General features: G+C 42.4%; 17 protein-coding genes, 1 other RNA gene and 1 other annotated feature. Of the genes, 3 read left to right on the top strand and 15 right to left on the bottom strand.

All coding sequences use genetic code 11. From position 1 onward, the window contains the following. Positions 1-23: 23 nt before the first annotated feature. Entirely contained in the window at positions 24-1,319 is a 1,296-nt protein-coding gene (locus ACFPOH_RS10410; RefSeq protein WP_390309571.1) for a replication-associated recombination protein A, read from the top strand. A 187-nt stretch (positions 1,320-1,506) separates the two neighbouring features. On the opposite strand, the gene ACFPOH_RS10415 is transcribed toward ACFPOH_RS10410, so the two are convergent. The 5 genes from ACFPOH_RS10415 to hisS form a co-directional block, all read right to left on the bottom strand. Then, entirely contained in the window at positions 1,507-2,019 is a 513-nt protein-coding gene (locus ACFPOH_RS10415; protein WP_342469109.1) for a hypothetical protein, read from the bottom strand. A gap of 228 nt (positions 2,020-2,247) precedes the next feature. Beyond that, positions 2,248-3,009, bottom strand: a complete 762-nt coding sequence (locus tag ACFPOH_RS10420) for a tRNA threonylcarbamoyladenosine dehydratase (protein ID WP_390309573.1) — start codon at positions 3,007-3,009, stop codon at positions 2,248-2,250. Between the two features lie 172 nt (positions 3,010-3,181). Beyond that, positions 3,182-3,385, bottom strand: a non-coding RNA gene (gene ssrS / locus ACFPOH_RS10425) — 6S RNA. 463 nt (positions 3,386-3,848) lie between these two features. Continuing rightward, positions 3,849-5,615: an aspartate--tRNA ligase gene (gene aspS / locus ACFPOH_RS10430; protein ID WP_342469107.1), complete on the bottom strand. Its 1,767-nt coding sequence runs from the start codon at positions 5,613-5,615 to the stop codon at positions 3,849-3,851. A gap of 25 nt (positions 5,616-5,640) precedes the next feature. Next, a complete protein-coding gene (gene hisS, locus ACFPOH_RS10435; RefSeq protein WP_342469106.1) occupies positions 5,641-6,912 on the bottom strand; it encodes a histidine--tRNA ligase in 1,272 nt (423 codons plus the stop codon). Positions 6,913-6,970: 58 nt separating this feature from the next. Beyond that, positions 6,971-7,194, bottom strand: a binding site (T-box leader). A gap of 144 nt (positions 7,195-7,338) precedes the next feature. Here hisS and ACFPOH_RS10440 point away from each other — a divergent pair. Next, entirely contained in the window at positions 7,339-8,871 is a 1,533-nt protein-coding gene (locus tag ACFPOH_RS10440) for an SH3 domain-containing protein (RefSeq protein ID WP_390309575.1), read from the top strand. 112 nt (positions 8,872-8,983) lie between these two features. Here ACFPOH_RS10440 and dtd read toward each other — a convergent pair whose 3' ends face one another. The 6 genes from dtd to ACFPOH_RS10470 form a co-directional block, all read right to left on the bottom strand. Beyond that, positions 8,984-9,424, bottom strand: a complete 441-nt coding sequence (gene dtd, locus ACFPOH_RS10445; RefSeq protein ID WP_390309577.1) for a D-aminoacyl-tRNA deacylase — start codon at positions 9,422-9,424, stop codon at positions 8,984-8,986. Between the two features lie 22 nt (positions 9,425-9,446). Continuing rightward, positions 9,447-11,642 carry a RelA/SpoT family protein gene (locus tag ACFPOH_RS10450; protein ID WP_342469103.1) on the bottom strand — a complete coding sequence of 732 codons (2,196 nt, stop codon included), beginning with the start codon at positions 11,640-11,642 and terminating at the stop codon, positions 9,447-9,449. A 221-nt stretch (positions 11,643-11,863) separates the two neighbouring features. Beyond that, the gene (locus ACFPOH_RS10455) at positions 11,864-12,376 is read right to left on the bottom strand and encodes an adenine phosphoribosyltransferase (protein ID WP_342469102.1); all 513 of its coding nucleotides are present in this window, start codon (positions 12,374-12,376) and stop codon (positions 11,864-11,866) included. A gap of 13 nt (positions 12,377-12,389) precedes the next feature. Further along, positions 12,390-14,711, bottom strand: coding sequence for a single-stranded-DNA-specific exonuclease RecJ (gene recJ, locus ACFPOH_RS10460; protein ID WP_390309580.1), 2,322 nt, complete (start codon positions 14,709-14,711; stop codon positions 12,390-12,392). A 125-nt stretch (positions 14,712-14,836) separates the two neighbouring features. Continuing rightward, positions 14,837-17,104: a protein translocase subunit SecDF gene (gene secDF / locus ACFPOH_RS10465; protein WP_390309582.1), complete on the bottom strand. Its 2,268-nt coding sequence runs from the start codon at positions 17,102-17,104 to the stop codon at positions 14,837-14,839. 241 nt (positions 17,105-17,345) lie between these two features. Beyond that, positions 17,346-17,675 carry a post-transcriptional regulator gene (locus ACFPOH_RS10470; RefSeq protein WP_342469098.1) on the bottom strand — a complete coding sequence of 110 codons (330 nt, stop codon included), beginning with the start codon at positions 17,673-17,675 and terminating at the stop codon, positions 17,346-17,348. Between the two features lie 97 nt (positions 17,676-17,772). On the opposite strand from ACFPOH_RS10470, the gene ACFPOH_RS10475 reads away from it, so the two are divergent. After that, on the top strand, positions 17,773-19,290 hold the full coding sequence (locus ACFPOH_RS10475) for a putative polysaccharide biosynthesis protein (protein WP_342469097.1): 1,518 nt from the start codon (positions 17,773-17,775) through the stop codon (positions 19,288-19,290). Here the strand turns inward: ACFPOH_RS10475 and ACFPOH_RS10480 are convergent. The 4 genes from ACFPOH_RS10480 to queA form a co-directional block, all read right to left on the bottom strand. After that, positions 19,261-19,911 carry a DUF421 domain-containing protein gene (locus ACFPOH_RS10480; RefSeq protein WP_342469096.1) on the bottom strand — a complete coding sequence of 217 codons (651 nt, stop codon included), beginning with the start codon at positions 19,909-19,911 and terminating at the stop codon, positions 19,261-19,263. The genes ACFPOH_RS10475 and ACFPOH_RS10480 overlap by 30 nt on opposite strands. Before the next feature lie 120 nt (positions 19,912-20,031). Further along, positions 20,032-20,292: a preprotein translocase subunit YajC gene (gene yajC, locus ACFPOH_RS10485; RefSeq protein ID WP_342581584.1), complete on the bottom strand. Its 261-nt coding sequence runs from the start codon at positions 20,290-20,292 to the stop codon at positions 20,032-20,034. A 122-nt stretch (positions 20,293-20,414) separates the two neighbouring features. Next, positions 20,415-21,560, bottom strand: coding sequence for a tRNA guanosine(34) transglycosylase Tgt (gene tgt, locus ACFPOH_RS10490; RefSeq protein ID WP_342469094.1), 1,146 nt, complete (start codon positions 21,558-21,560; stop codon positions 20,415-20,417). A gap of 53 nt (positions 21,561-21,613) precedes the next feature. Then, on the bottom strand, positions 21,614-22,651 hold the full coding sequence (queA, locus tag ACFPOH_RS10495) for a tRNA preQ1(34) S-adenosylmethionine ribosyltransferase-isomerase QueA (RefSeq protein WP_342469093.1): 1,038 nt from the start codon (positions 22,649-22,651) through the stop codon (positions 21,614-21,616). Position 22,652: the final 1 nt, after the last annotated feature.

The raw sequence follows: 22,652 nt of genomic DNA on the forward strand, positions 1-22,652 counted from the left end.
ATTAGTTCATCGGAGGATATACCATGCATAACGAACCTTTAGCTTTCCGAATGCGACCAAGAAATTTGGACGAAGTGGTTGGACAACAGCATATCGTCGGAAAAGATACCGTTTTATATAAAATGGTTCAAAACGGCTATGTGCCATCAATGTTATTATACGGTGAACCGGGAACCGGGAAAACTTCCATCGCTTATGCAATTGCGGGAAGCACAAAACTCCCTTTTTTTCCACTCAACGCGACAATTGCCGGAAAAAAGGATGTCGAACAAATTGTATCAGAAGCAAGGCTCAGTGGAAAAGTCCTATTATTTTTAGATGAGATTCATAGGTTCAATAAACTGCAACAAGATACATTATTACCCCATGTAGAAAACGGGTCAATCATTTTGATTGGGGCTACAACGGAAAATCCTTACCATGATGTGAATCCGGCCATCCGTTCCCGTTGCGGGGAGATTTTTCAATTAAAACGGCTGACCCCTGAAGAATTGGTGCAATTATTAAAAAGGGCACTGGCAGATGAAGAGCGGGGTTTAGGAAAATATTCCATCGACATTTCGGATGAACAATTGACGGACATTGCGATCGCTTCCAATGGTGATGCCCGGAAAGCCCTGACCCTATTGGAATCGGTCTTTCATGCTTCCGAAGAAATGGACGGTACGGTGAAAGTGGAAGACCGCATAATTGAACAATTGTCAAAACGCATAGGAATATATGGGGATAAAGCCGGTTCCCATTTTTATAATCTATTGTCCGCTTTGCAAAAATCGGTCAGGGGCAGCGATGTAAATGCCAGCTTATACTATTTGGCCAATCTGCTTGAGTCGGGGGATTTGATCGCAGTATGCAGGAGATTGCTTGTGATGGCCTATGAAGATATCGGACTGGCAAATCCCCACGTGGGGGCCCATGTCTATGCCGCAACGGAAGCGGCAAAAGTGCTCGGTTTGCCTGAAGCAAGAATTCCGCTGGCCAATGCAGTGATTGAAATGTGCCTGTCGGAAAAATCCAATTCGGCATACAAAGCGTTGGACGCAGCCATTCAAGCAATCCATGAAGGAAAAACCGGCGACATTCCGATGCATTTGAGGGATGCCCATTACGCGGGAGCGAAAACGCTCGGCCATGTCGGTTATCAGTATCCCCACGACCACCCTATCGGCACTTTTGGCGGATGGGTCAACCAGCAATATTTGCCTGACAATCTTCAGAATGCGGAATTTTATCACCCGGTGATTGCCGGTGAAGAGAAGCGGATGGCGTCAATCTATGAAAAATTGAAGGCATTAAAAAAATCGAATGAAGAAAAGTGATGCCTCCGTTCATTCCGATGAAAAGTGCCCATTGCCGCAAGATGGTTTTATTTCCCCACAAAAAAACCCCTAATTTGGTAAATGGATTTTCTCTCATTCATCTACCAATTAGGGGAATTTTTTTCGGGTAATCTTCTATTCTTCTCATAAGACTTCAAACTCATTAACCGTCATTGTTACACGTCAATCAATTTAGTACTTTTTGAACGCAATATGCTTTGAAATTTTCCAAACAATCAGCCAATCCATTATTTTTATCAAAATAATATTTTTCAAAATGAGCATTTTCATTGAATAATAAATCGTAAGTTTGACTGATTTCCTGCAAAAATTCGAAATTGCGCCCTTGCACATGAGGAAGGCAGCCTGCCGCATCATGCAATGCACTTTTGATCAGTTCTTTTTGTTCTTCGGTCATGTCTTTTTGGAGATTCATATATGCAACGGTTTTAAAATACAAGATCCTGCTGACATTGTCTATGAACAATGACCAGTACATTTCATTGTCCGGCAATCTTCCATCGTGTTCTTGAAGATAATTTTTGAAATAAGCGGTGAGTTCATCCAGCAGTTCTTTTAACTCCTCATACGCTTTATCCCATTTTTGTGACGTATCGATATAATTGAAAAGTATCCCATCCAATTCCTCTTGAAGCTGGAATAAATTTAAGATGCCATTCGTCACCTGAATTCTTGGCATAAAATACCCCCTTTGTTTGTGGTTGAAGCTATTATAAATATAACAATAAAACTCTTCTTTTATTTGCTGAAATAATAAAACGTGAAAAAATTGTATTAAGTCTGGTCTTTTATCTTCATTAGTAACAATTTTCGGAATTTGGGGGTATTTCAAAAAAATGCATCAAGAAGCATTGGATTTGAATCTGAAATTCAAAAATTGCGCTTGAAAAAACGGCACTTTGGCAGCTTATTGATTTACCCGCTTAATTGGAATATCTTTTAAAATCGAATTGATTACCCAGCTTGCACAAATCAGACCACAAACGGACGGACAATAAGCATTGGATGAAGGGGGCATTTTGGCTTTTCGGATTGGCGCATCGGGATTCCCCACTTCTTCCACAACATCAGATCTGATCACAATTGGGGATTCATCGGAAAAGACAACCGTAATCCCTTTTTTGATGCCTTCTTTTCTCAATTTCGTACGGATCACTTTTGCCATTGGATCTGTATGGGTTTTTGAAATGTCTGCAATACGGAATCTTGTCGGATCCGTTTTATTTGCGGCTCCCATGCTGGAAATGATCGGAATATTCCGTTTTAAACATTCTTTCATTAAATGAATTTTATAACTGATGGTGTCAGAAGCATCGATGACATAATCAATGTCATATTCAAACAGTTTTTCATAAGTTTCTTCGTTATAAAACATATGCAGGTGGATGACTTCACAATCCGGATTGATGTCCGCAATCCGTTCTTTCATCACTTCCGCTTTCGGTCTTCCAATCGTCGATAAATAAGCGACCAACTGGCGGTTAATATTGGTGATGTCGACCACATCTTTATCCACTAGAATAATGCGGCCGATACCGCTGCGGGCGCATGCTTCCGCAGCAAAGGAACCTACTCCGCCAATTCCCAAAATGGCGACGGTTGTATTTTTCAACTTTTGCAATCCTTCTTTACCAATAGCCAATTCATTTCTTGAAAATTGATGTAACATACCTTTCTGCCTCTCATTCTAATTTTTCTCATCGGAATTATAACATAACATAATGTTAATAGGGTATACGTTTCTATTTCCAATTGATTTTGTTCAAAATAAAAACTCCCCCATCTACATGGAGGAGTCATATTCCCGATTCGATTTTTTCAAGAGAATCCCAAAAAAACGGACGAATCCCGAAAGTGCCGTAGTGCGTAATTAACACTGTTTTGAACCCGCAGCTCGGCAGGTGGGTGCCCTCACTGACTCTTTAAACGTCCCCTGTATGGCGTTCAAATGGGGCATGTTTGCCAAGCCAGGATTTGGGCTCCCTATTTATAGGTGTTCGGTCAAAACTGTTAATGTAGCGCATTCACGCACACTTCAGGATTCGTTTGATTTTATGATAACATCCATTAACCAATATTGCAATGAATATGAAATGGAATACATTATTTTTTTGCTACTATTGTTAATAATCTGATTATTTTTTTGATTATTATTGCCATATAAAAGAGGCTGGGACAAAAGATAAAAAACACCATTTTCTCCCGTGAGAAAATGGTGTTTTTTTGATAATTGAAGAAAATTGATTTCCGTTTCGGGGACGCTTTCCGCGGGCCCGGCTCGAGCCTCCTCGGAGCTCAATCCTTCGCTCCTGCGGGGTCTCGAGAGGGCTCGTCGCAGGAAAGCTTTGAATTTACTTCCTTGAACTTGCTCCGCTTTGCGACTAAGCGTGCGCGACAGAAACTCGCCCCGTCACTTCAATCAATTTTCTATGGTATCGATTTTTTACAAAAAAACCTTTTTGCAGCTCGTTCATTTTATTAGTTATGTCCCAGCCTCTTTATCTTCATTTATTCTGGAAGATCGACTTTGATGTGCAATTCTTTCAATTGTTTTGGCGATACCGGGCTTGGCGCTTCCGTCAACAAGCAGCTGGCTGTGGCTGTTTTCGGGAAGGCAATCGTATCTCTCAAGTTGTTGCGGCCTGCCAGAATCATCACTAAACGGTCAAGGCCCATTGCGATTCCGCCATGAGGAGGCACGCCGTATTCAAAGGCTTCAAGCAAGAATCCGAATTGTTCTTGGGCTTGTTCTTTCGTAAATCCTAATAGTTGGAACATTTTTTCTTGCAAGTCTCTTTCGAAAATCCGCAATGAACCTCCGCCCAATTCGTACCCGTTCAACACGATATCGTAAGCTTGGGCGCGTACTTTTCCAGGATCCGTATCCATCAATTCGATATCTTCATCAAATGGACGAGTGAATGGATGGTGGGCCGCTGTATAACGTTTTTCCTCTTCATCCCATTCAAGCAATGGCCAATCTGTCACCCAAAGGAAGGCAAATTGGGATTCATCGATTAAGCCTAACTCTTTTCCTAGTTTGTTGCGCAATGCGCCAAGAGAAGCGGCAACGATGGAAGCATCATCTGCTCCGAACAATAATAAGTCTCCAGGTTCTGCATCTGTTGCTTTCTTAATATCTTCTACAATTTGGCCTTCAAAGAATTTAGCGATAGGGCCAGTAAATCCTTCTTCCGTCACTTTGATCCAAGCCAATCCTTTGGCACCGTAAATTGCAACAAATTCAGTCAACGCATCGATATCTTTGCGGGTAAACTTGTCATTTGCACCTTTGACGTTAATGGCTTTGACAACGCCGCCTTTTTCAACCGCACTTGTAAATACTTTAAAGTTGCAATCTTTTACAATGTCAGTGAGGTTGATTAATTCCAAGCCAAAGCGAACATCCGGTTTGTCGGAACCGAAACGATCCATCGCTTCTTGGTAAGTCATGCGCGGGAATGGCGTTTGCACTTCAATGCCTTTTACTTCTTTCATCACCGCAGCCAGCATGCGTTCCGTCATATCGATAATCTCATCCATGGACATGAAAGAAGTTTCGATATCCACTTGGGTAAATTCCGGTTGACGGTCTGCACGCAAGTCTTCATCACGGAAACAGCGGGCGATTTGGAAATATTTTTCAAATCCTGCCACCATCAATAATTGTTTGAATAATTGCGGTGATTGTGGAAGGGCGTAAAATTCCCCTTCATGCACACGGGATGGAACTAAATAGTCACGTGCGCCTTCAGGAGTGGATTTTGTCAAAATCGGTGTTTCCACTTCCAAGAATCCGTCATTTTGCAAGAAGTTGCGGATTGTACGGGTTACATCCGAACGCAATTTGAATGTGTTGTACATCACAGGTCTTCTTAAATCCAAATAACGGTATTTTAAACGGACATCTTCGTTGATATCCACGTAATCCTCAATGGCAAATGGAGGAGTTTTTGACGTGTTGATGATATGGATGTTTGATGCAACGACTTCGATATTTCCTGTTTTAATGTTTGGGTTGACTTGGCTTGGGTCGCGAAGCACAACTTGTCCTTCTATTTCCACTACATATTCATTTCTGATTTTATCCGCAATTTCACGGGCTTCAGGGGCTTCATCGCCAAATACCACTTGCACGATGCCCGTACGGTCGCGAACATCAACGAAAATCAGGCTTCCCAAATCTCTGCGGCGTTGTACCCAACCTTTTAAAACCACCTGCTGTCCATGATGTTCTTCTCTCAATTCTCCACAATAATGTGTTCTTTGTGCCATTTTAAATCCTCCAATTCTTTGCTTCTTAACTTAATTGTTGTTTTAAGAAATTAACAATTTCATTGATTTGGACTTTTTCTTGATTGCCGGTTTCCATATGTTTCACTACCACTATGCCTTCTTCAAGCTCTTCCTCGCCAATGATGACAACAAATTTCGCTTGCAGACGGTCCGCGGATTTCATTTGCGCTTTCATTTTGCGCATCATGTAGTCCATATCCGCCGAAATCCCTTTTAACCGGAAGGAGCTGATAAGTTCCACCGCTTTCAGTTTCGCTTCATCTCCAAGGGCAACGATGTAGGCATCAAGCCCATCATTGACTTCCAATTCCACACCCTCTGCTTCCAAAGCGAGGAGCAACCGTTCAATGGATAAGGCAAATCCGATTCCCGGAACACTTGGCCCTCCGATTTCTTCCACAAGGCCATTATATCTTCCGCCTCCGCATAAGGTTGTAATGGCGCCAAATCCTTCTGCAGTGCTCATAATTTCAAAGGCGGTATGGTTGTAATAATCCAATCCGCGCACCAGATTTGGATCAACCTCATATTCGATGCCCAATACATCCAAATACTTTTTCACTTGATCAAAATACTCTTTTGATGGCGGTGTCAAATAATCCGTCAATTTCGGAGCTGTTTCCATCAGTGGATGCTCCCGGTCCACTTTGCAGTCCAAAATGCGCAATGGATTTTTTTCCAATCGGTTTTTACAGTCATCGCAAAATTCATGGATGCTTGGTTTGAAATGGTTGATGAGCGCTGTTCTGTGGGCATCTCTCGTTTCTTTGTCCCCTAAAGAATTGATGACCAATTTTAAATCTTTTAATCCCAATGTTTGATAAATATCCATTGCAAATGAGATGATTTCCGCATCGATGGCAGGATCTGCGCTTCCGATGGCTTCAACGCCAAATTGTACAAACTGGCGATATCGTCCTGCCTGCTGACGCTCATAGCGGAACATCGGCCCCATGTATGACAGTTTCACCGGCTGTTCCGGAGCACCATACATTTTATGTTCCACATAGGCGCGAACCGTGGAAGCTGTTCCTTCCGGCCGCAATGTCAATGAACGGCCGCCCCGGTCTTCAAAGGTATACATTTCCTTTTGAACGATATCCGTCGTATCCCCTACACTCCGTTGAAAAAGTTCCGTATGTTCAAAGATTGGTGTCCGTATTTCTTTATATCGATAAACACGTGCCAATTCCCGTAAAACGGACTCGATTTTTTGCCACTTTGGCGTTTGTTCCGGCAAAATATCCTGTGTTCCTCTAGGTACTTTAAAAGCCATTTTGTATCTCCTTCCTGCAAACAAAATTTGGAACAAAAAAATGCTCTCATCCCTCATTACAAGGGACGAAAGCATATCACTTCCGCGGTTCCACCCTAGTTGACGTGCAGCATACACGTCCACTCAATACGGATAACGGCCGTTTCCGTTTTTCCCTACTCATTTTCAGGAAAAAGCCTCTCAAGTGTTCTTCACAAAAACCGTCAGTAGGAAAGATTTCAGCCTATGTCTTTCCCTCTCTGGACTTCAGGCAATTGCTACTCTCTTGGTCATGGGCTTTCGACAACATTTTCACATTACTTTTTATCATAATTGTGGAATGAAAAGTTGTCAACCATTTTCAAAAAAGTATAGATTTATGCCACACATACATTTTACAATAAAAAAGAGAATTCAACATTTATTGTCATTGAAAGTTGGATGTTTATGAAGCGAACATTATTTTTTCTCTGCATCATGCTGATCGTTACAAGCTTAACTACATATCTTCCATCCTTTGTTTCAGCGGACAATAAAGAAAACCGCATTGTCCATGCTGAAAAATTGCATTTGCGGGAAGGTCCCGGTTTATCCTACCCAATCCTCGATACCCTTGAACAAAATGAAAAGTTGAAGGTGTTGGATTCCGAGGGGGATTGGCTTTACGTCGAAACCGGCGGGAAGAAAGGCTGGGTGGCTTCCTGGTTGACACAAAAAGAGCAAAACCGGGATGCAAAAAAATATGCGGTTATCCAAGTCGATCACTTAAATATTCGGCTGGAACCATCCCTTGATTCTCCAGTGATCGGACAACTATTTACAGGAGAACAGGTGGCCGTGCAAGACGAGAGAGATCAATGGGTTCAAATCCAGTATCAGCAATCCACCGGTTGGGTTTCTTCGGATTTTATTACGATAAAAGAAGAAAAGTATGAAGAAAGCAATAACGCGACTGAAGAACCCGAAAGAATCGAAGCAGAGGAAGCGGATCATTTCACAATCACCGTCGATGCGGTCATCGTGCGAAAAAAACCGAATTTAAAATCGAAAGAACTGGGTATTGCGAATAAAGGCGAGGAATATACAGTCCTGGATCGGGATCACCATTGGCTTCAAATCGATTTTCACGGCAAAAAAGGATGGATTTACAGCTTTTACGGATCTTTTGACTCGGCAGCAAAGGATGAAGACAATCAATCGAATCGGATTACAATCATTTACAATGGTACAAATATCCGGGAAGAACCCAGCACTTCATCCAATGTGTTAATGAATGCCCAAGCCGGTGAGCAATATGATGTCATAACCGTAGATGGCGATTGGTACAAAATTCAGCTTCCGAATGATGAAATCGGGTATGTGGCTGGTTGGGTCGTTTCCACCAATGGACAACCACAATTGGAGGAAAAGAAAGAGAAACGGAAAAAAGGGACATTGAATGGTGTTACCATCGTGCTTGACCCTGGACATGGCGGGAACGACCAGGGAACCGCCGGACTCCGAAACACCATTGAAAAAGAAATCACTTTAAAAACCGCTGAACTGTTAAGATCCAAATTGCAGCAAGCGGGGGCAAACGTGTATTTAACCCGGGAATTCGATGTGTACGTCGGGCTCCAAAAGAGGGTGGCAATGGCCCATCAGCAGGCGGCGGACGCCTTCATCAGCATCCATTATGATGCCAGTGAAGACCGCACCATCTCGGGATTTACAACCTATTATTACCACTCTTATCAGGAATCCCTTGCCCAATATGTGCACGAAGGGGTGGCAAAGCAGTTGTCATTGCGTGACCGTGGCGTGCAGAAAGGGAATTATTTAGTCTTGAGGGAAAATAAACAAAATGCCGTTTTGCTGGAGTTGGGCTATTTAAGCAATCCTGGCGAAGAGAAAGTGATCAATACAGACCGCTTCCGTGAACAGGCAACCATGGGCATTTATGAAGGAATATTAAAATATTTTGATGATCAGTTAAAATAAAAAAGTGCGAAGTAGATTCGCACTTTTTTATTTTTGGCATTCTCCTTCTCACTTTTTATGGTGAAAAAGATAAAGCTGCCCGGAAAAGAACTTTCCAAGCAGCCTTTTTATATTACTTTGATTCCAGAATGATTGTCACCGGGCCATCATTGACAAGGGACACTTCCATCATGGCACAGAAAATGCCCGTTGCCACTTTTAACCCTTGTTCCCGCAATGCTTCATTAAAAGCGTTCCATAGGGGTTCCGCCTGCTCCGGCCGGGCAGCTTCCACAAAGCTCGGCCTTCTCCCCTTTTTCGTTTCAGCATACAAAGTGAATTGGGAGACGGATAAAATTTCCCCTCCATGCTCTTTAATGGAATGGTTCATTTTCCCTTGTTCATCTTCCCAAAGACGGATTTCCGCCACTTTCTTCGCTAAATAGTTCACATCGTCCATTGTATCCGAATGGGTAATGCCGACAAGCAATACATATCCTTTTTCGATTTGCCCTGTCACTTTTCCATCCACTGTCACTTTTGCTTCTTTGCTGCGTTGCAAAACAACTCTCATCGACAAACACACCTCAAAACGACTAATTTATCACCCGTTGCACAGAATAAATATCCGGCATTTGTTTTATTTTTTCAACCACTTTATGCAATACGGAAATGTTCGAAATTGCCAAAGTCAAATGAAGCGTTGCAATCTTATCATGGGCCGCGCGACCGGAAACCGCCAAAATATTCACTTTCGTTTCTGTCACGGCATGCATGACGTCATTTAAAATTCCAGGCCGGTCAAATGCGGAAATTTCAATATCGACAGGATATTCTTTTTTCATGGATGTGTCGCTATGTTCCCATTCCACTTCAATCAAACGGTCTTCACAGCCGGATTGCACGTTCGGACAATCTTTGCGGTGAACGGAGACCCCCCTGCCTTTTGTAATGAATCCGACGATTTCGTCTCCAGGGACCGGCGTACAGCATCGGGATAATCGGACCAATAAATTGTCGATCCCTTTGACAACAACGCCCATTTCCCCGCTGCTTTTCTTCTGTTTCTGGCTTTGCATCTCTTTTTGAAGTTTTTCAAGAGCTTCTTCCTTTTCACGCTCTCTGCGTTTTTTCTCGGCAAGGCGGTTCACCACCTGCTGAGGAGTGATTCCCCCGACGCCGACCGCAGCATATAAATCTTCTTCATTGGCAAAATTCAATTTATTTAAAACCCGTTGCAAATTCTCTTCGGATAGAACTTCTTTTACATCAAATTCTTGGGCTTTTATTTCTTTTTCAATCAATTCTTTTCCTTTTAGCACATTTTCTTCGCGCAAGTGCTTTTTGAAGAATTGTTTGATTTTGTTTCGCGCCTGGGAACTTTGCGCAATTTTCAACCAGTCCCTGCTTGGGCCAAAGGATTGTTTGGATGTCAATATTTCAACAATATCGCCCGTTTTCAGCGGCGTATCAAGAGGCACCATTTTACCATTCACTTTGGCGCCGATGGTACGGTTTCCAACCTCCGTATGCACACGATACGCAAAATCGATTGGAACGCTGCCTGCAGGCAATTCAATGACATCCCCTTTTGGCGTAAACACATAAACCATATCGGAAAATAAATCCAATTTGAGCGCTTCCATAAACTCTTCCGCATTGGAAGATTCGATTTGGAACTCCAAAATTTCACGGAACCAAGTGAGTTTTTGGTCGATGCTTTCCTTATTTGGATTGACCGTTTTCCCTTCTTTATATGCCCAGTGCGCAGCAATCCCGTATTCCGCGATTTTGTGCATTTCTTTCGTGCGGATTTGCACTTCCAACGGATCCCCATATGGACCAATGACCGTCGTATGAAGGGATTGATACAAGTTCTGTTTCGGCATGGCGATATAATCTTTGAAACGGCCAGGCATCGGCTTCCAAAGGGTATGAACAATCCCTAAAACCGCATAGCAATCTTTGATGCTATCAACAATGATACGGACAGCCAATAAATCATAAATTTCATTGAACTCTTTATTTTGCAGAACCATTTTCCGATAAATACTATAAATATGTTTCGGACGGCCGTAGATTTCTGCTTCAATATTGACTTCTTTTAATTGGGAGCGGATTTCTGCCATGACATTTTCCAAATACGCTTCCCGTTCCGTACGTTTTCTTTTCATTAAGCTGACGATTCGATAATATTGCTGAGGATTTAAATAGCGGAGAGCCGTATCTTCCAACTCCCATTTCACCTTCGAAATTCCGAGGCGATGGGCAAGAGGAGCGAAAATTTCCAACGTTTCTTGGGAAATCCGACGCTGCTTTTCTGCGGATAAATGCTTTAACGTACGCATATTGTGAAGGCGGTCAGCTAATTTAATCAAAATGACACGAATATCCTGTGCCATTGCAACAAACATTTTTCGATGATTTTCTGCTTGCTGCTCTTCTTTTGATAAATATTTAATTTTTCCTAATTTTGTGACACCATCGACGAGCATGGCCACTTCTTCCCCAAACTCGGCCACCAAATCTTCCCGGGTAACCGAAGTATCTTCCACCACATCATGAAGGAAGCCTGCAGCCACCGTTTCCGGATCCATTTGGAGATCCGCCAAAATTCCCGCCACTTGAATTGGATGAATGATATATGGTTCTCCCGATTTACGAGTTTGTTCCTTATGCGCTTCTTTTGCCACCTCATAAGCTTTTTTCACAAATTCGACGTGCTCATCATTCATATAAGTTTTTACTTTTGCGAATACATCTTCGGGCGTCAAAATTTGCTCCTTCGCCATGATTTGTCCACCTTCAAAAAATTTTCTGTTTAATAGTATAAGATTAATTTTATAAAAAAAATATATAAAATGTAAAGTCAAGTCTTCGAATATTGCTTTCAATCAACATTTTAGAATACTGTCGGAATTTGTCAAAATTTTTCTGCTGTAATGGATTTCTTTAAATTATATAGTAAAAGAATTCGCACCGCTTTTATTTCGTGCGAATTCTTCAATGGAAATCAATATTGGATCAATGTTTTGATAGGATAATTTCCAATTCTTTCGCGGCCATTTAATTCTGTCAGCTCAATGAGAAATGCACAACCAACCACTTTGCCTCCAAGTTTTTCAACGATTTGGATCGTTGCATCCACCGTGCCGCCAGTTGCAAGCAAATCATCAATGATTAACACTTTTTGGCCGGGTGAAACGGCATCTTTGTGCATGGCAAGAACATTCGTCCCATATTCCAAATCATATTCCACACTCACGACTTCCCTTGGCAATTTTCCTGGTTTACGAACCGGCGCAAAACCGATGTTCAAAGCGTATGCCACTGGGCAGCCGATAATGAATCCCCGCGCTTCCGGTCCAACGATGATTTCCGCTTCGACCTCTTTTGCAAATTCAACAATTTTGTCAACCGCATATTTGAATGCCGCCCCATTATCCATCAATGGTGTAATATCTTTAAAGCTGATCCCTTCTTTTGGAAAGTCTTCCACAATCGCAATATATTCTTTTAAATCCATTCAAATTTCCTCCTTAGGAATATGAAAAATCCTTGATTCGTTCATTAAACCATTGCTTCAACTCAGAATAAGTGGAATACAAAAACTGTTGTTCCAATTCGATTTGCTGTTTGCGCAATTGATATGTGGCCGCTTCTGCAAGGGAGCGTTTTTCGGCAAATTGATTCACTGTAATCAAACCATTTTCTATTGTAACAAAACCGAGTTCAAAAAACACCTTTGTCATAAATTTAATGTTTTCCCCATTCAATCCCAGATGTCTAGATAAATGGGGGATATGCTCGTTCAAGTCAACAAATGGACGGCTCTTTAGCAACGTGTAATAATGCGCAAAATGTTTGCGTGTCGGCATCCCGTTAAAGAACAGAGAATTTGGTGTATAAAAAACTGCATAAATCCGCTTTGGTTTGACGTTTTCAATCAACATTTCCATTTCATGAAGCTGTTTTGGCAAGTCCAGTAACACCAGATACGGCGAAACGGAATCAGAGATCCCATCCCCGATGAACTGTACGGATGGCAGCATTCCGCGGAAGTACTGGACCGTTTCCTCCCGAAAAGCCACAAAGGCAGATTCCATGGGGATCGTTTTCAACAATTGATTCACATTTGCTTTTCCCCGATAATCGAATAATTGCCACTCGGAAGTTTGGACATCCGAAATGAAAAATTGCGCCTTTTTCCGGCCTTGCCATTCGTTGATTTGCAAATCTCCGGCAACGGACAATTTAACGCCATAAGTGATTTCATTATACAAATGGCCTTTGTTGAATCCGACCGCATCAATGATTCCATGGGCATTTTCCAGTTCCATTTTAATATGATCTTCGTTCGCCCCGATTTTTCGCATCGATCGGACAGAGACTTGCTGAATCGCAAATATCGGCTTTTCAAACCCAACGCCAAAGGGTTTCAATGCCTGCACTTCTTCAATGGCTTCCACCGTAGCCTCACTTAAATCGACCAGCACATCTATCGACAACTTTGGCGTCAACAATTCTTCGGTCAAACATTCCGATGCTTGCTGATGGAGACGATTCCGCAATTCATCGATATTGTCAACGGATAATGTCATCCCGGCAGCCATCGGGTGGCCCCCAAAATGAGGGAGAATATCCCGGTTTTTCGCAAGTTCATTGTAAAGATGGAATCCGTCGATGCTTCTTGCGGAGCCTTTCGCAAGGCCGGTCTCCGGATCGATGGATAAGACAATCGTTGGTTTGTAATATTTCTCCACCAAACGGGAAGCAACAATCCCAATGACGCCCGCATGCCACCCTTCCTTTGCAACGACCAGCACCAAGGAGTTTCCTATTTCAGGATTGTTTTCAATGATCTCAATGGCTTCTTTGGTTATCTCATTGACAAAGTCTTTCCGTTCATTATTTTTTTGATTTAATAATTTTGCACCAACCGCAGCGCTTTGCATATCCTCACTCATTAAAAATTCCACGCCGGGTTTTGCATCATCCAAACGGCCAATCGCATTTAAACGGGGGCCAAAATAAAATCCGATGACCTCTTCATCGATTTCATGCTGTTTCACACCTGAGACCTCACATAATGCCTGAACCCATGGCCGGTTTGAATGCCGGATATATTCAATCCCCTTTTTTGCAAGGTACCGATTTTCCCCTCTCAATGGCACCAAATCCGCAATGGTACCGATTGCCACATACTCGAATAAATGTTCAGGCACTTCTCCATATAAAGCGTGAGCCAGTTTAAATGCCACTCCTACCCCCGCCAATTCGCCAAAAGGATAATGCCCTTCCGGAATTCTCGGATGAACGATAACGTCTGCAGGTGGAAGCTCATCCCCCGGTTCATGATGGTCCGTTACAATGACATCCATGCCAAGCTCTTTCGCCAGCCGAATCGGTTCAATCCCGCTAATCCCATTATCGACGGTAATAATCAATTGAATTCCATTTTCATGGGCCTTTCTGAACAATTCTTCATGCGGGCCGTAGCCATGGACAAAGCGGTTCGGGATTTCGTAGTCAACATCCGCTCCCAAATCAAGCAGCACATTGAGCATGACCGTTGTACTTGTAATACCGTCTGCATCATAATCTCCGTAGATCAATATTTTTTCTCCCCGTTCCAGGGCGAGCTCAATGCGTTCCACCGCTTCTTTCATTCCCGATAACAAATAAGGGTTATGTAAATGATCGTCATCTGTATAGAAAATATCCTTCGCTTCATCAATCGTTTGGACTCTTGAAGCCAATATTTTTGCAGCTAAACTGGAAATGTCCAATTCCTTTTGAAGTTGTTGAACAAACATTTCATCGGGTCTCTGAATCTTCCACGTTTTCGTAGACTCTATCATTTTCCTCACTTCCTCACGAAGTTCATTATACCGAAATTTCAATAGAATTGGATATGAATTTTATAGAAGCCGGCAGACAAAAAAAGATGCTCCCAAAGTACGGGAGCATCTTATTCAAACGGTCATTAAACAACCGGCTCGTCTGAACCCCATTGTTTTTTCTCTTTTTTCTTCAACGTTGTACCTTTCTTGTCCATTTCTCTTGATTTAAGCGTATACCAAATCTGTGCCGCGATACAAATGGATGAATACATACCCGTTACCAAACCGATCAGCAAGGCAATCGAGAAGTTTCGGATAGCCGGCGCCCCGAAGATCAAGAGTGCAACGACAACGACAATGACCGTCAACACCGTGTTCACGGAACGTCCCATTGTTTGGCGGAGAGATTTATTAACAATGTCCGCAAGCGCTTCTTTTGTTTTGATTTCACCTTTATGGTCGACATTTTCACGGATACGGTCGAAGGTAACAATCGTATCGTTGATGGAATAACCGACAATCGTCAAGATCGCGGCGATAAACGTAATGTCAACTTCTATACGGAACACACTAAAAATCGCAACCATGAAGAATACGTCATGGAGCAATGAAGCAATCGCACCAACCCCCATTCTCCATTCGAAGCGTACAGCCACATAAATGATAATTCCTATGGCAGCGATGGCTAATGCTTTAATCGCATTTTTCACCAATTCCCGGCCAACCGTTGGGGAAACGGTGCTGACATTTGGTTCATGGCCATAGTCATCCATGATCGCCTTTTTCAAATCCAATGTTTCTTGTTGTGTGAAGTCTTTTTTATACGTTGCAACAGCGGTATCGCTGTTTTCTCCGCTGATGACCAATTCATCCGGAGCAAATCCGATTTTATCCAAATAATCGGCCATTTTTTCCTGAGTTGTCGGTTCATTTGTCAAAATTTCCACACGCGTACCGCTGGAGAAATCGATGCCCAAGTTCAACCGGAAAATGCCAATCATGATAGCCCCAAGAATGATGATGACCAACGAAATGGCATAGAATTTTTTGCGGTTATGAACAAAGTCGAAACGGTCAAAATTCGTGGACAAATCTAATGTTTCCACGCCTTCTGAAGGATCGTGAATTTTTGATTTGCGAACGCCATAGAAGAATGGATTTTCGAATTTGCCGCTTTTCACAAGCAATCCTAGCAGCACACGGGACAACCAGACAGAAGTTAAGAAACTCAATAAGATGGAAATGATTAACGTTGTTGCAAATCCTTTAACAGAACTTGTACCGAAGTAGAATAATACAACCGCAGCAAGCAAAGTTGTGAGCTGCGCATCAATAATCGCGCTCAAGGATACTTTGGATCCGATTTTAAATGCTTCTTCTGCGGATTTTCCGACCCGGAGTTCCTCCCGTATCCGCTCGGCCGTCAAAATGTTCGCATCCACGGCCATCCCGATACCGAGCACGAGTGCGGCAATCCCCGGCAACGTCAACACGGCACCAATCCAATTTTGGATGAGGAGCACCAAGTATGAGAATACCGTTAACGTGATGATGGAAATGAATCCAGGCAAACGGTAGTAAAGCAACATGAAGATGAAGATTAATGCTACGCCGACGATGCTGGCGAATACTGTGCTTTGTAATGCTTGTTCACCAAACTGAGCGCCCACGGATGTCGCATAAATTTCCGTCAATTTTACCGGTAGCGCCCCTGCATTTAAGATACTTGCCAAGTTTTTTGTTTCCTCAACGGTAAAATTACCGGAAATCATGACGTCCGTTGTATTTAATGTTTGATTTACCGATGCTGCCGAAATGTATTTTGGATCAGGTTTTGCCGCTTCTTTTTTGAAAGAATCTTTTCCTTCTTCAAAGTCCATCCAAATTACAAGCAGATTTTCCCCTTGCGGCATTTTGGAAATTTTCGAAGTGATTTCAGCAAATTTTTGCGCGTCTTTCAAAGTTAATGTTACAATCGGCCGGTTTTGATTGTCGAAAGAAGCCGCCGCACCGCCCTCTTTCAAATCCGAACCGTCCAATAATAAATTATCGTTGACGTCACGGAATGTTAAATTCGCCGTACTTGATAACATTTCCCGTGCAGACGATTGATCGTCAATTCCTGCAAGCTGAACGCGGATGCGGTTTTCCCCTTCAACCTGTATGCTTGGCTCACTTACACCGAAAGCGTCAATCCGCTTTGATAAGGCGGTCGTCGTATCCGCAACGATATCATGGGTAATTTTTTGCCCATCTTTCAAAGGTTGTACTTCATATAAAACTTCGAATCCGCCTTGCAAGTCAAGCCCCAGTTTTACATCTTCCAAAACGCCTTTTACTGTATAACCCATCGCTCCAAAAAGGACGGCTACAGCCACAATAAAGGCTATGATACGGCTTTTTGAATTCATCTAAAATCCTCCTCGATGCAATATGTACAAATGCTTGTACATACATAAACACATGAAAGCATATCTTTACAATAATCTTTCGAACAAGGGACGCTGAAAAATTTATCGTGATATTCCCGGACCCTGCGGAATAGACTTGAAATGAAAAATCATCGTTCGAAATAATTGTAAAAATATACCTTTCCATTTCCTATGTAACAAACTAATTATGGAACACGAAAGTCAAACTGTCAAACTGATTCTAGTTGTTTTCTGTGTCAGAATTGTTATGTTTTGCAGGATTTAACAGTTCTTTCAATTCATCCTGATTCAATTCGGAAAACCAGTTCGTCGATTGAAACTGCTGTATTTGCAAATGACTGACAATTTCTGAAGCCCTTAAAGAAAAAATCGTCGAAACCACCTCATGAATCCGGATTTCAGCCAAGTTTTTCTTCCGCCATTTCTTTTGGAGGCAAAAATTCCAAAGATCTTCGATTGCAATACCTTCATAACCATTTAACTTTATTTCTTCCAATTTACTGTTCAACACCGGCAAGACCTGCTTAAATAAGCGCTCATGTTCGACCATCGTTATTTCATCACTCCACCGTTCTGTTTTAACTGAATATTTGAAAGCATACAAATATTGTAACGAAAAAAACATTACTTGAGAAGGGACTGTAGGAATGGCATCTTTTGTTAGAGGGACAATTTTTCTCACCGTTGTCATTTTCTTATCAAAACTTTTCGGATTCATATATAGAATGCAATTTATGAGAGTGGCAGGGGAAGAAGCTGTCGGAGTTTATATGACGGCCTATCCCGCGTATATCTTTTTCGTTTCCGTTTTGCAGCTTGGCATTCCGATCGCGGTGGCAAAAGTGATTGCGGAACTGTATGCGAAACGTCAAATGGGACAACTTCATTCGGTCATGAAAACCGCTTCAGTTTGGTCCGTTTTATCCATCATTTTATTTACGCCCGTTTTAATCATTTTCATCCCATTTTTAGCAGAAACCCTTTTACATAATGAAGGAACAAAAATTACCCTGTATATAGCTTTAGGTGCTGTTCCGATCATCGTTTTTTCAGGTCTGATCCGGGGATTCTTGCAAGGCATCGCCATCATTTCGGCAACTGCCTGGTCCCAAATGATCGAACAATTGGTGCGCATCGTATTGATTACCTTGGCATTGCCTTTTTTTGTCGTGCCGGACAACCCTGAATTGACTGCAGCCTATGCAATGGCAATTACCGCCATTGGCGAATTGATCTCATTCATCTATTTATACATCCACTATGTAACAAAAAAAGGGAAACTGAAAAAACCATCTTCCACCAAACCTTATCCTGCAATGCCTTTACTGCGAATCGCCATTCCCAGTGCCGGGAGCAGATTGTTTGGAACGTTCACCTGGTTTTTGGAACCGATCGTCTTTTTGAAAGCCTTGACATTGGCCGGACTGACTGCGGCAGGTGCAACAACCCTGTACGGAATCATTTCCGGCGTACATGTACCTTTATTGTTATTCCCTTCTTTCATTCCGAATGCATTGGCCATTGTGCTGATTCCTGCGGTAAGTGATGCGGTGGCAAGAAACAATCACAGGTTATTGAACGATCGCATCGGAGTAAGTTTGCGCCTTTCATCCATTATCGGTGCATATGCGGCCACTTATTTTTTCCTCCATGGCGATGAACTCGCAATGCGCCTCTTTCACTTGGAGGAAAACCGCGGTTTTATGAAGATCCTGGCGCCGATTTTCTATTTCTACTATATACAAAGCCCTCTCCATTCCATTTTGCAGGCAATTGATGAAGCCAGACCGGCGATGATGAACTCCATTTACGGAGGGATCGGAAAATTATTTGTCATGTTTGTACTGGCTTCCCAACCATTTATTCAAGAATACGGAGCGATTATCGCCATCGGATTCGGAGTATTGGTGACATCGTTTTTACATATGGCAACACTCAGAGGGCATAAAATGATCAGTTCCGGGTTCCGGTTTTTTGCCATTCCTTACGTGATTTTTATCATTACTTGTTTCATCCAAAATTATTTGCTCAGTAAAATCTCATTTGGCTTTTGGAAAGACAGTGCATTGACAATCCTGTTGTTGACGTTCCTTCTGCTTCTGACAAATCAATTTAAATGGAGCGATTTTCGATATTTACGATCCGTTTTTGGTCGCAGATTTTAATTGAATATGCAAATCATAATTTTCATAACAACAGTAAAAAATTTCCTCGGGATTGTCATACCCTTTCTTTTTTAAGGTTTCCAACAGCCATTCCCTGTCTTTTTCAATAAATTGCAAATGCCGGTCCACAATATAGCCGTCCACGATCAATGGGAAAACTACCGGTTCATCGTCTCTTAAAAAGATTGATAGTTTACCGGACGGTTCCAGAAATGCATATTTGATTTGTTGGACGGATGAAATGCGCTGTTCACGCATTTGCTGGAACAAGTCATCCAAATTGTAGCGCTGCTTTTTCATTTCCTCTTGATTGATGACGCCGTCTTCCACAATAATCGATGGATCTCCATCGATTAAATCGCGCAGTTTTTTACTTTTTAATGCAAGCATTGAATTTAAATATTGAATGCCTAATAAAATCAAAATTGGAAAAACATTCTCAAATATGGGCTTTTCCAACTCATCTATAGAGAAAGCCACACATTCTGCAATCAGCACAAAAACGACCAAATCCATGATGCTCAATTCGCCGACTTCCCGTTTTCCCATCAGGCGAAAGACGATTAAAACAAGAATATATAAAAAAACGGTTCGGAAAAGGATCTGCAAATATATTTCCATACACCCACACCCTTTCTTTTCTATTGTTTGCGAAGTGCCCATCAACTATGCAAAATAAAAAAGGTTTACCTTTATAGGAAACAGGTAAACCTTTTTCTTCATTTTTTCTATTCCACTTGATTAATCGTTGATTACTCGTCCAATTGCTTGACGTTCAAATTTTAAGCGGGTTTTCCCATCTACAAGAAGATAAACCACTGAATCTTCCAAAGACTCGACTTCTCCGTGAAGCCCCCCGATTGTCACCACTTTATCTCCGCGTTTTAAATTATTTTGCATTTCTTGCGTAGCTTTTTGGCGCTTTTGGGCTGGACGAATCAAAATGAACCACATCGCCACAAACATAATGATGATCGGTAGTAAATTATATAATGTTTCCACTTGTTGACTCCCCTTTCTGATTCTCACTTCATAAGTATAGTATAAAACATTGGTAAAAATCGATTTTATTTTCTAATTTATTTAAAAAAACTCGTTTTTTTCAATCTTTCATTTTTTATGCATCAAAAATTCTTTGCATTCGGCTTATTGAAGCCATATTGTTCGAAAAATTCATCACGGAAGTCAAGCAACCGGTCTTCCCTGATAGCCTGTCTCACTTTTTCCATCAATCTTAACAAGAAGTAAAGATTGTGGTACGTTGTCAGTCTCAATCCAAAGATTTCGCCTGTCCGGAGCAAATGGCGCACGTAAGCACGGGAATAGTTTTTGCATGCATAACAATCGCAGTTTGGATCGAGTGGGCCAAAATCCCGTGCATATTGGGCGTTTTTGATCACAAGGCGGCCTTGTGATGTCATGAGCGTGCCGTTACGGGCAATTCTTGTAGGCAACACACAGTCAAACATGTCAATGCCCCGGATCGCCCCTTCAATCAAAGCATCCGGTGAACCGACTCCCATTAAATAGCGGGGCTTATTCTCCGGCAGTAATGGGGTTGTAAATTCAAGAACGCGGTACATGACATCTTTTGGTTCCCCTACCGATAAACCGCCGACCGCATACCCTGGCAAATCCAGTTCCACAAGGGCTTCCGCGGAACGCTTTCTTAAATCTTCAAATTCGCCGCCTTGGACGATGCCGAACAAACCTTGCTCTTCCGGACGTTGATGGGCTTCTTTGCACCGCTTTGCCCAGCGCGTTGTCCGGTCGACGCTTTGCAGCATATAGTCGTAGGATGCTGGATATGGGGGACACTCATCAAAGGCCATGATAATGTCTGACCCCAAATCATTTTGAATTTGAATGGATTTTTCAGGGCTCAAAAACAGTTTGTCCCCGTTCAGATGGTTGCGGAAATAAACCCCTTCTTCTTCAATTTTCCGAAGATCGCTCAAGGAAAATACTTGAAATCCGCCGGAATCGGTCAAAATCGGACGGTCCCAATTCATAAATTTGTGGAGGCCGCCCGCCTCTTTCACGATATCATTTCCCGGTCTGAGCCATAAATGGTATGTGTTTGACAAGATGATGCCTGCCCCGATTTCTTTCAGCTCTTCAGGCGACATCGTTTTTACCGTCGCCTGCGTTCCCACAGGCATGAAGGCTGGTGTTTCAAAAGAACCGTGCGACGTATGGACGATCCCTAACCTCGCGCCTGATTGTTTACATGTTTTTATATGTTCATAACGAATTGCTGGTTGAGTCATCAATAATTCCTCTCTTCATCTAAAGTATAAACAGTACTTCGATTGATTGAGTTCTATTGTTTCGGTCTGATGTACATCGCATCCCCGAAACTGAAGAAACGGTACCGCTCTTTGATCGCTTCACTGTATGCATGGAAAATCGTTTCTTTTCCGGCCAATGCGCTGACAAGCATGACAAGGGTGGATTTAGGCAGATGGAAGTTTGTAACAAGTCCGTCAATGCATTTAAATTCATAGCCCGGATAAATAAAAATATCCGTCCATCCCTGTTCCGCCTTGATTTTCCCATCATATTTGGAAGCGACGGTTTCAAGGGTTCTTGTGGATGTGGTGCCGACAGCAATCACTTTTCCGCCGTTCGCCTTCACGCGGTTGATCGTTTCAGCGGCGCTTTCACTGATGCTGTAAAATTCTGAATGCATCTTGTGTTCCTCGATTGTATCGCTTGTCACCGGACGGAAAGTGCCCAATCCAACATGAAGGGTGATGAAGACAATTTCCACCCCTTTATTCCGGATCTGTTCCAGCAGTTCTTCCGTGAAATGAAGTCCCGCAGTGGGCGCCGCAGCCGAACCGACTTCTTTTGCATAAACCGTCTGGTAGCGTTCTTTATCTTCCAACTTTTCATGAATATATGGTGGCAGCGGCATTTCTCCGAGCTTGTCCAGCACTTCATAAAAAATGCCGTCATAATGGAACTCGAAAACCCGTCCGCCGTGTTCGAGGATGTCCGTGCAGGTCGCTTTCATCCGTCCATCCCCAAAGGTGATGGTTGTGCCGATTTTTACCCTTTTGGCCGGTTTGACCAATGTCTCCCACTTGTCATCTTCCAATTGTTTTAATAACAATACTTCCACGTGCGCCCCTGTTTCTTCCTTCACGCCAAAAAGCCGTGCAGGCATCACGCGGGTATCATTCAACACAAGACAATCACCGGGATTCAGCTCATTTATAATATGCGAAAATTGATGATGTTCAATCTCCTTTGTAAAAGGTGTCACCACAAGAAGTCTGCTTGCGGCGCGATCCTCGAGCGGTGTTTGGGCAATCAATTCTTCAGGTAAATCAAAATCAAATTCTTCTATTTTCATA

It is taken from the genome of Ureibacillus suwonensis (genome assembly GCF_042655065.1).
Classification (GTDB): Bacteria; Bacillota; Bacilli; order Bacillales_A; family Planococcaceae; genus Ureibacillus; species Ureibacillus suwonensis.

Coding starts and splice junctions, on each gene's coding strand:
- ACFPOH_RS10455 (WP_342469102.1), bottom strand. CDS start 12,376: ATGGATTTAAAAGAATATATTGCGATTGTGGAAGACTTTCCAAAAGAA.
- hisS (WP_342469106.1), bottom strand. CDS start 6,912: ATGGCTTTTAAAGTACCTAGAGGAACACAGGATATTTTGCCGGAACAA.
- tgt (WP_342469094.1), bottom strand. CDS start 21,560: ATGACTCAACCAGCAATTCGTTATGAACATATAAAAACATGTAAACAA.
- secDF (WP_390309582.1), bottom strand. CDS start 17,104: ATGAATTCAAAAAGCCGTATCATAGCCTTTATTGTGGCTGTAGCCGTC.
- ACFPOH_RS10475 (WP_342469097.1), top strand. CDS start 17,773: ATGGCATCTTTTGTTAGAGGGACAATTTTTCTCACCGTTGTCATTTTC.
- aspS (WP_342469107.1), bottom strand. CDS start 5,615: ATGGCACAAAGAACACATTATTGTGGAGAATTGAGAGAAGAACATCAT.
- ACFPOH_RS10415 (WP_342469109.1), bottom strand. CDS start 2,019: ATGCCAAGAATTCAGGTGACGAATGGCATCTTAAATTTATTCCAGCTT.
- ACFPOH_RS10470 (WP_342469098.1), bottom strand. CDS start 17,675: ATGGTCGAACATGAGCGCTTATTTAAGCAGGTCTTGCCGGTGTTGAAC.
- ACFPOH_RS10450 (WP_342469103.1), bottom strand. CDS start 11,642: ATGGCGAAGGAGCAAATTTTGACGCCCGAAGATGTATTCGCAAAAGTA.
- queA (WP_342469093.1), bottom strand. CDS start 22,651: ATGAAAATAGAAGAATTTGATTTTGATTTACCTGAAGAATTGATTGCC.
- ACFPOH_RS10480 (WP_342469096.1), bottom strand. CDS start 19,911: ATGGAAATATATTTGCAGATCCTTTTCCGAACCGTTTTTTTATATATT.
- ACFPOH_RS10440 (WP_390309575.1), top strand. CDS start 7,339: ATGAAGCGAACATTATTTTTTCTCTGCATCATGCTGATCGTTACAAGC.
- dtd (WP_390309577.1), bottom strand. CDS start 9,424: ATGAGAGTTGTTTTGCAACGCAGCAAAGAAGCAAAAGTGACAGTGGAT.
- ACFPOH_RS10410 (WP_390309571.1), top strand. CDS start 24: ATGCATAACGAACCTTTAGCTTTCCGAATGCGACCAAGAAATTTGGAC.
- ACFPOH_RS10420 (WP_390309573.1), bottom strand. CDS start 3,009: ATGTTACATCAATTTTCAAGAAATGAATTGGCTATTGGTAAAGAAGGA.
- recJ (WP_390309580.1), bottom strand. CDS start 14,711: ATGATAGAGTCTACGAAAACGTGGAAGATTCAGAGACCCGATGAAATG.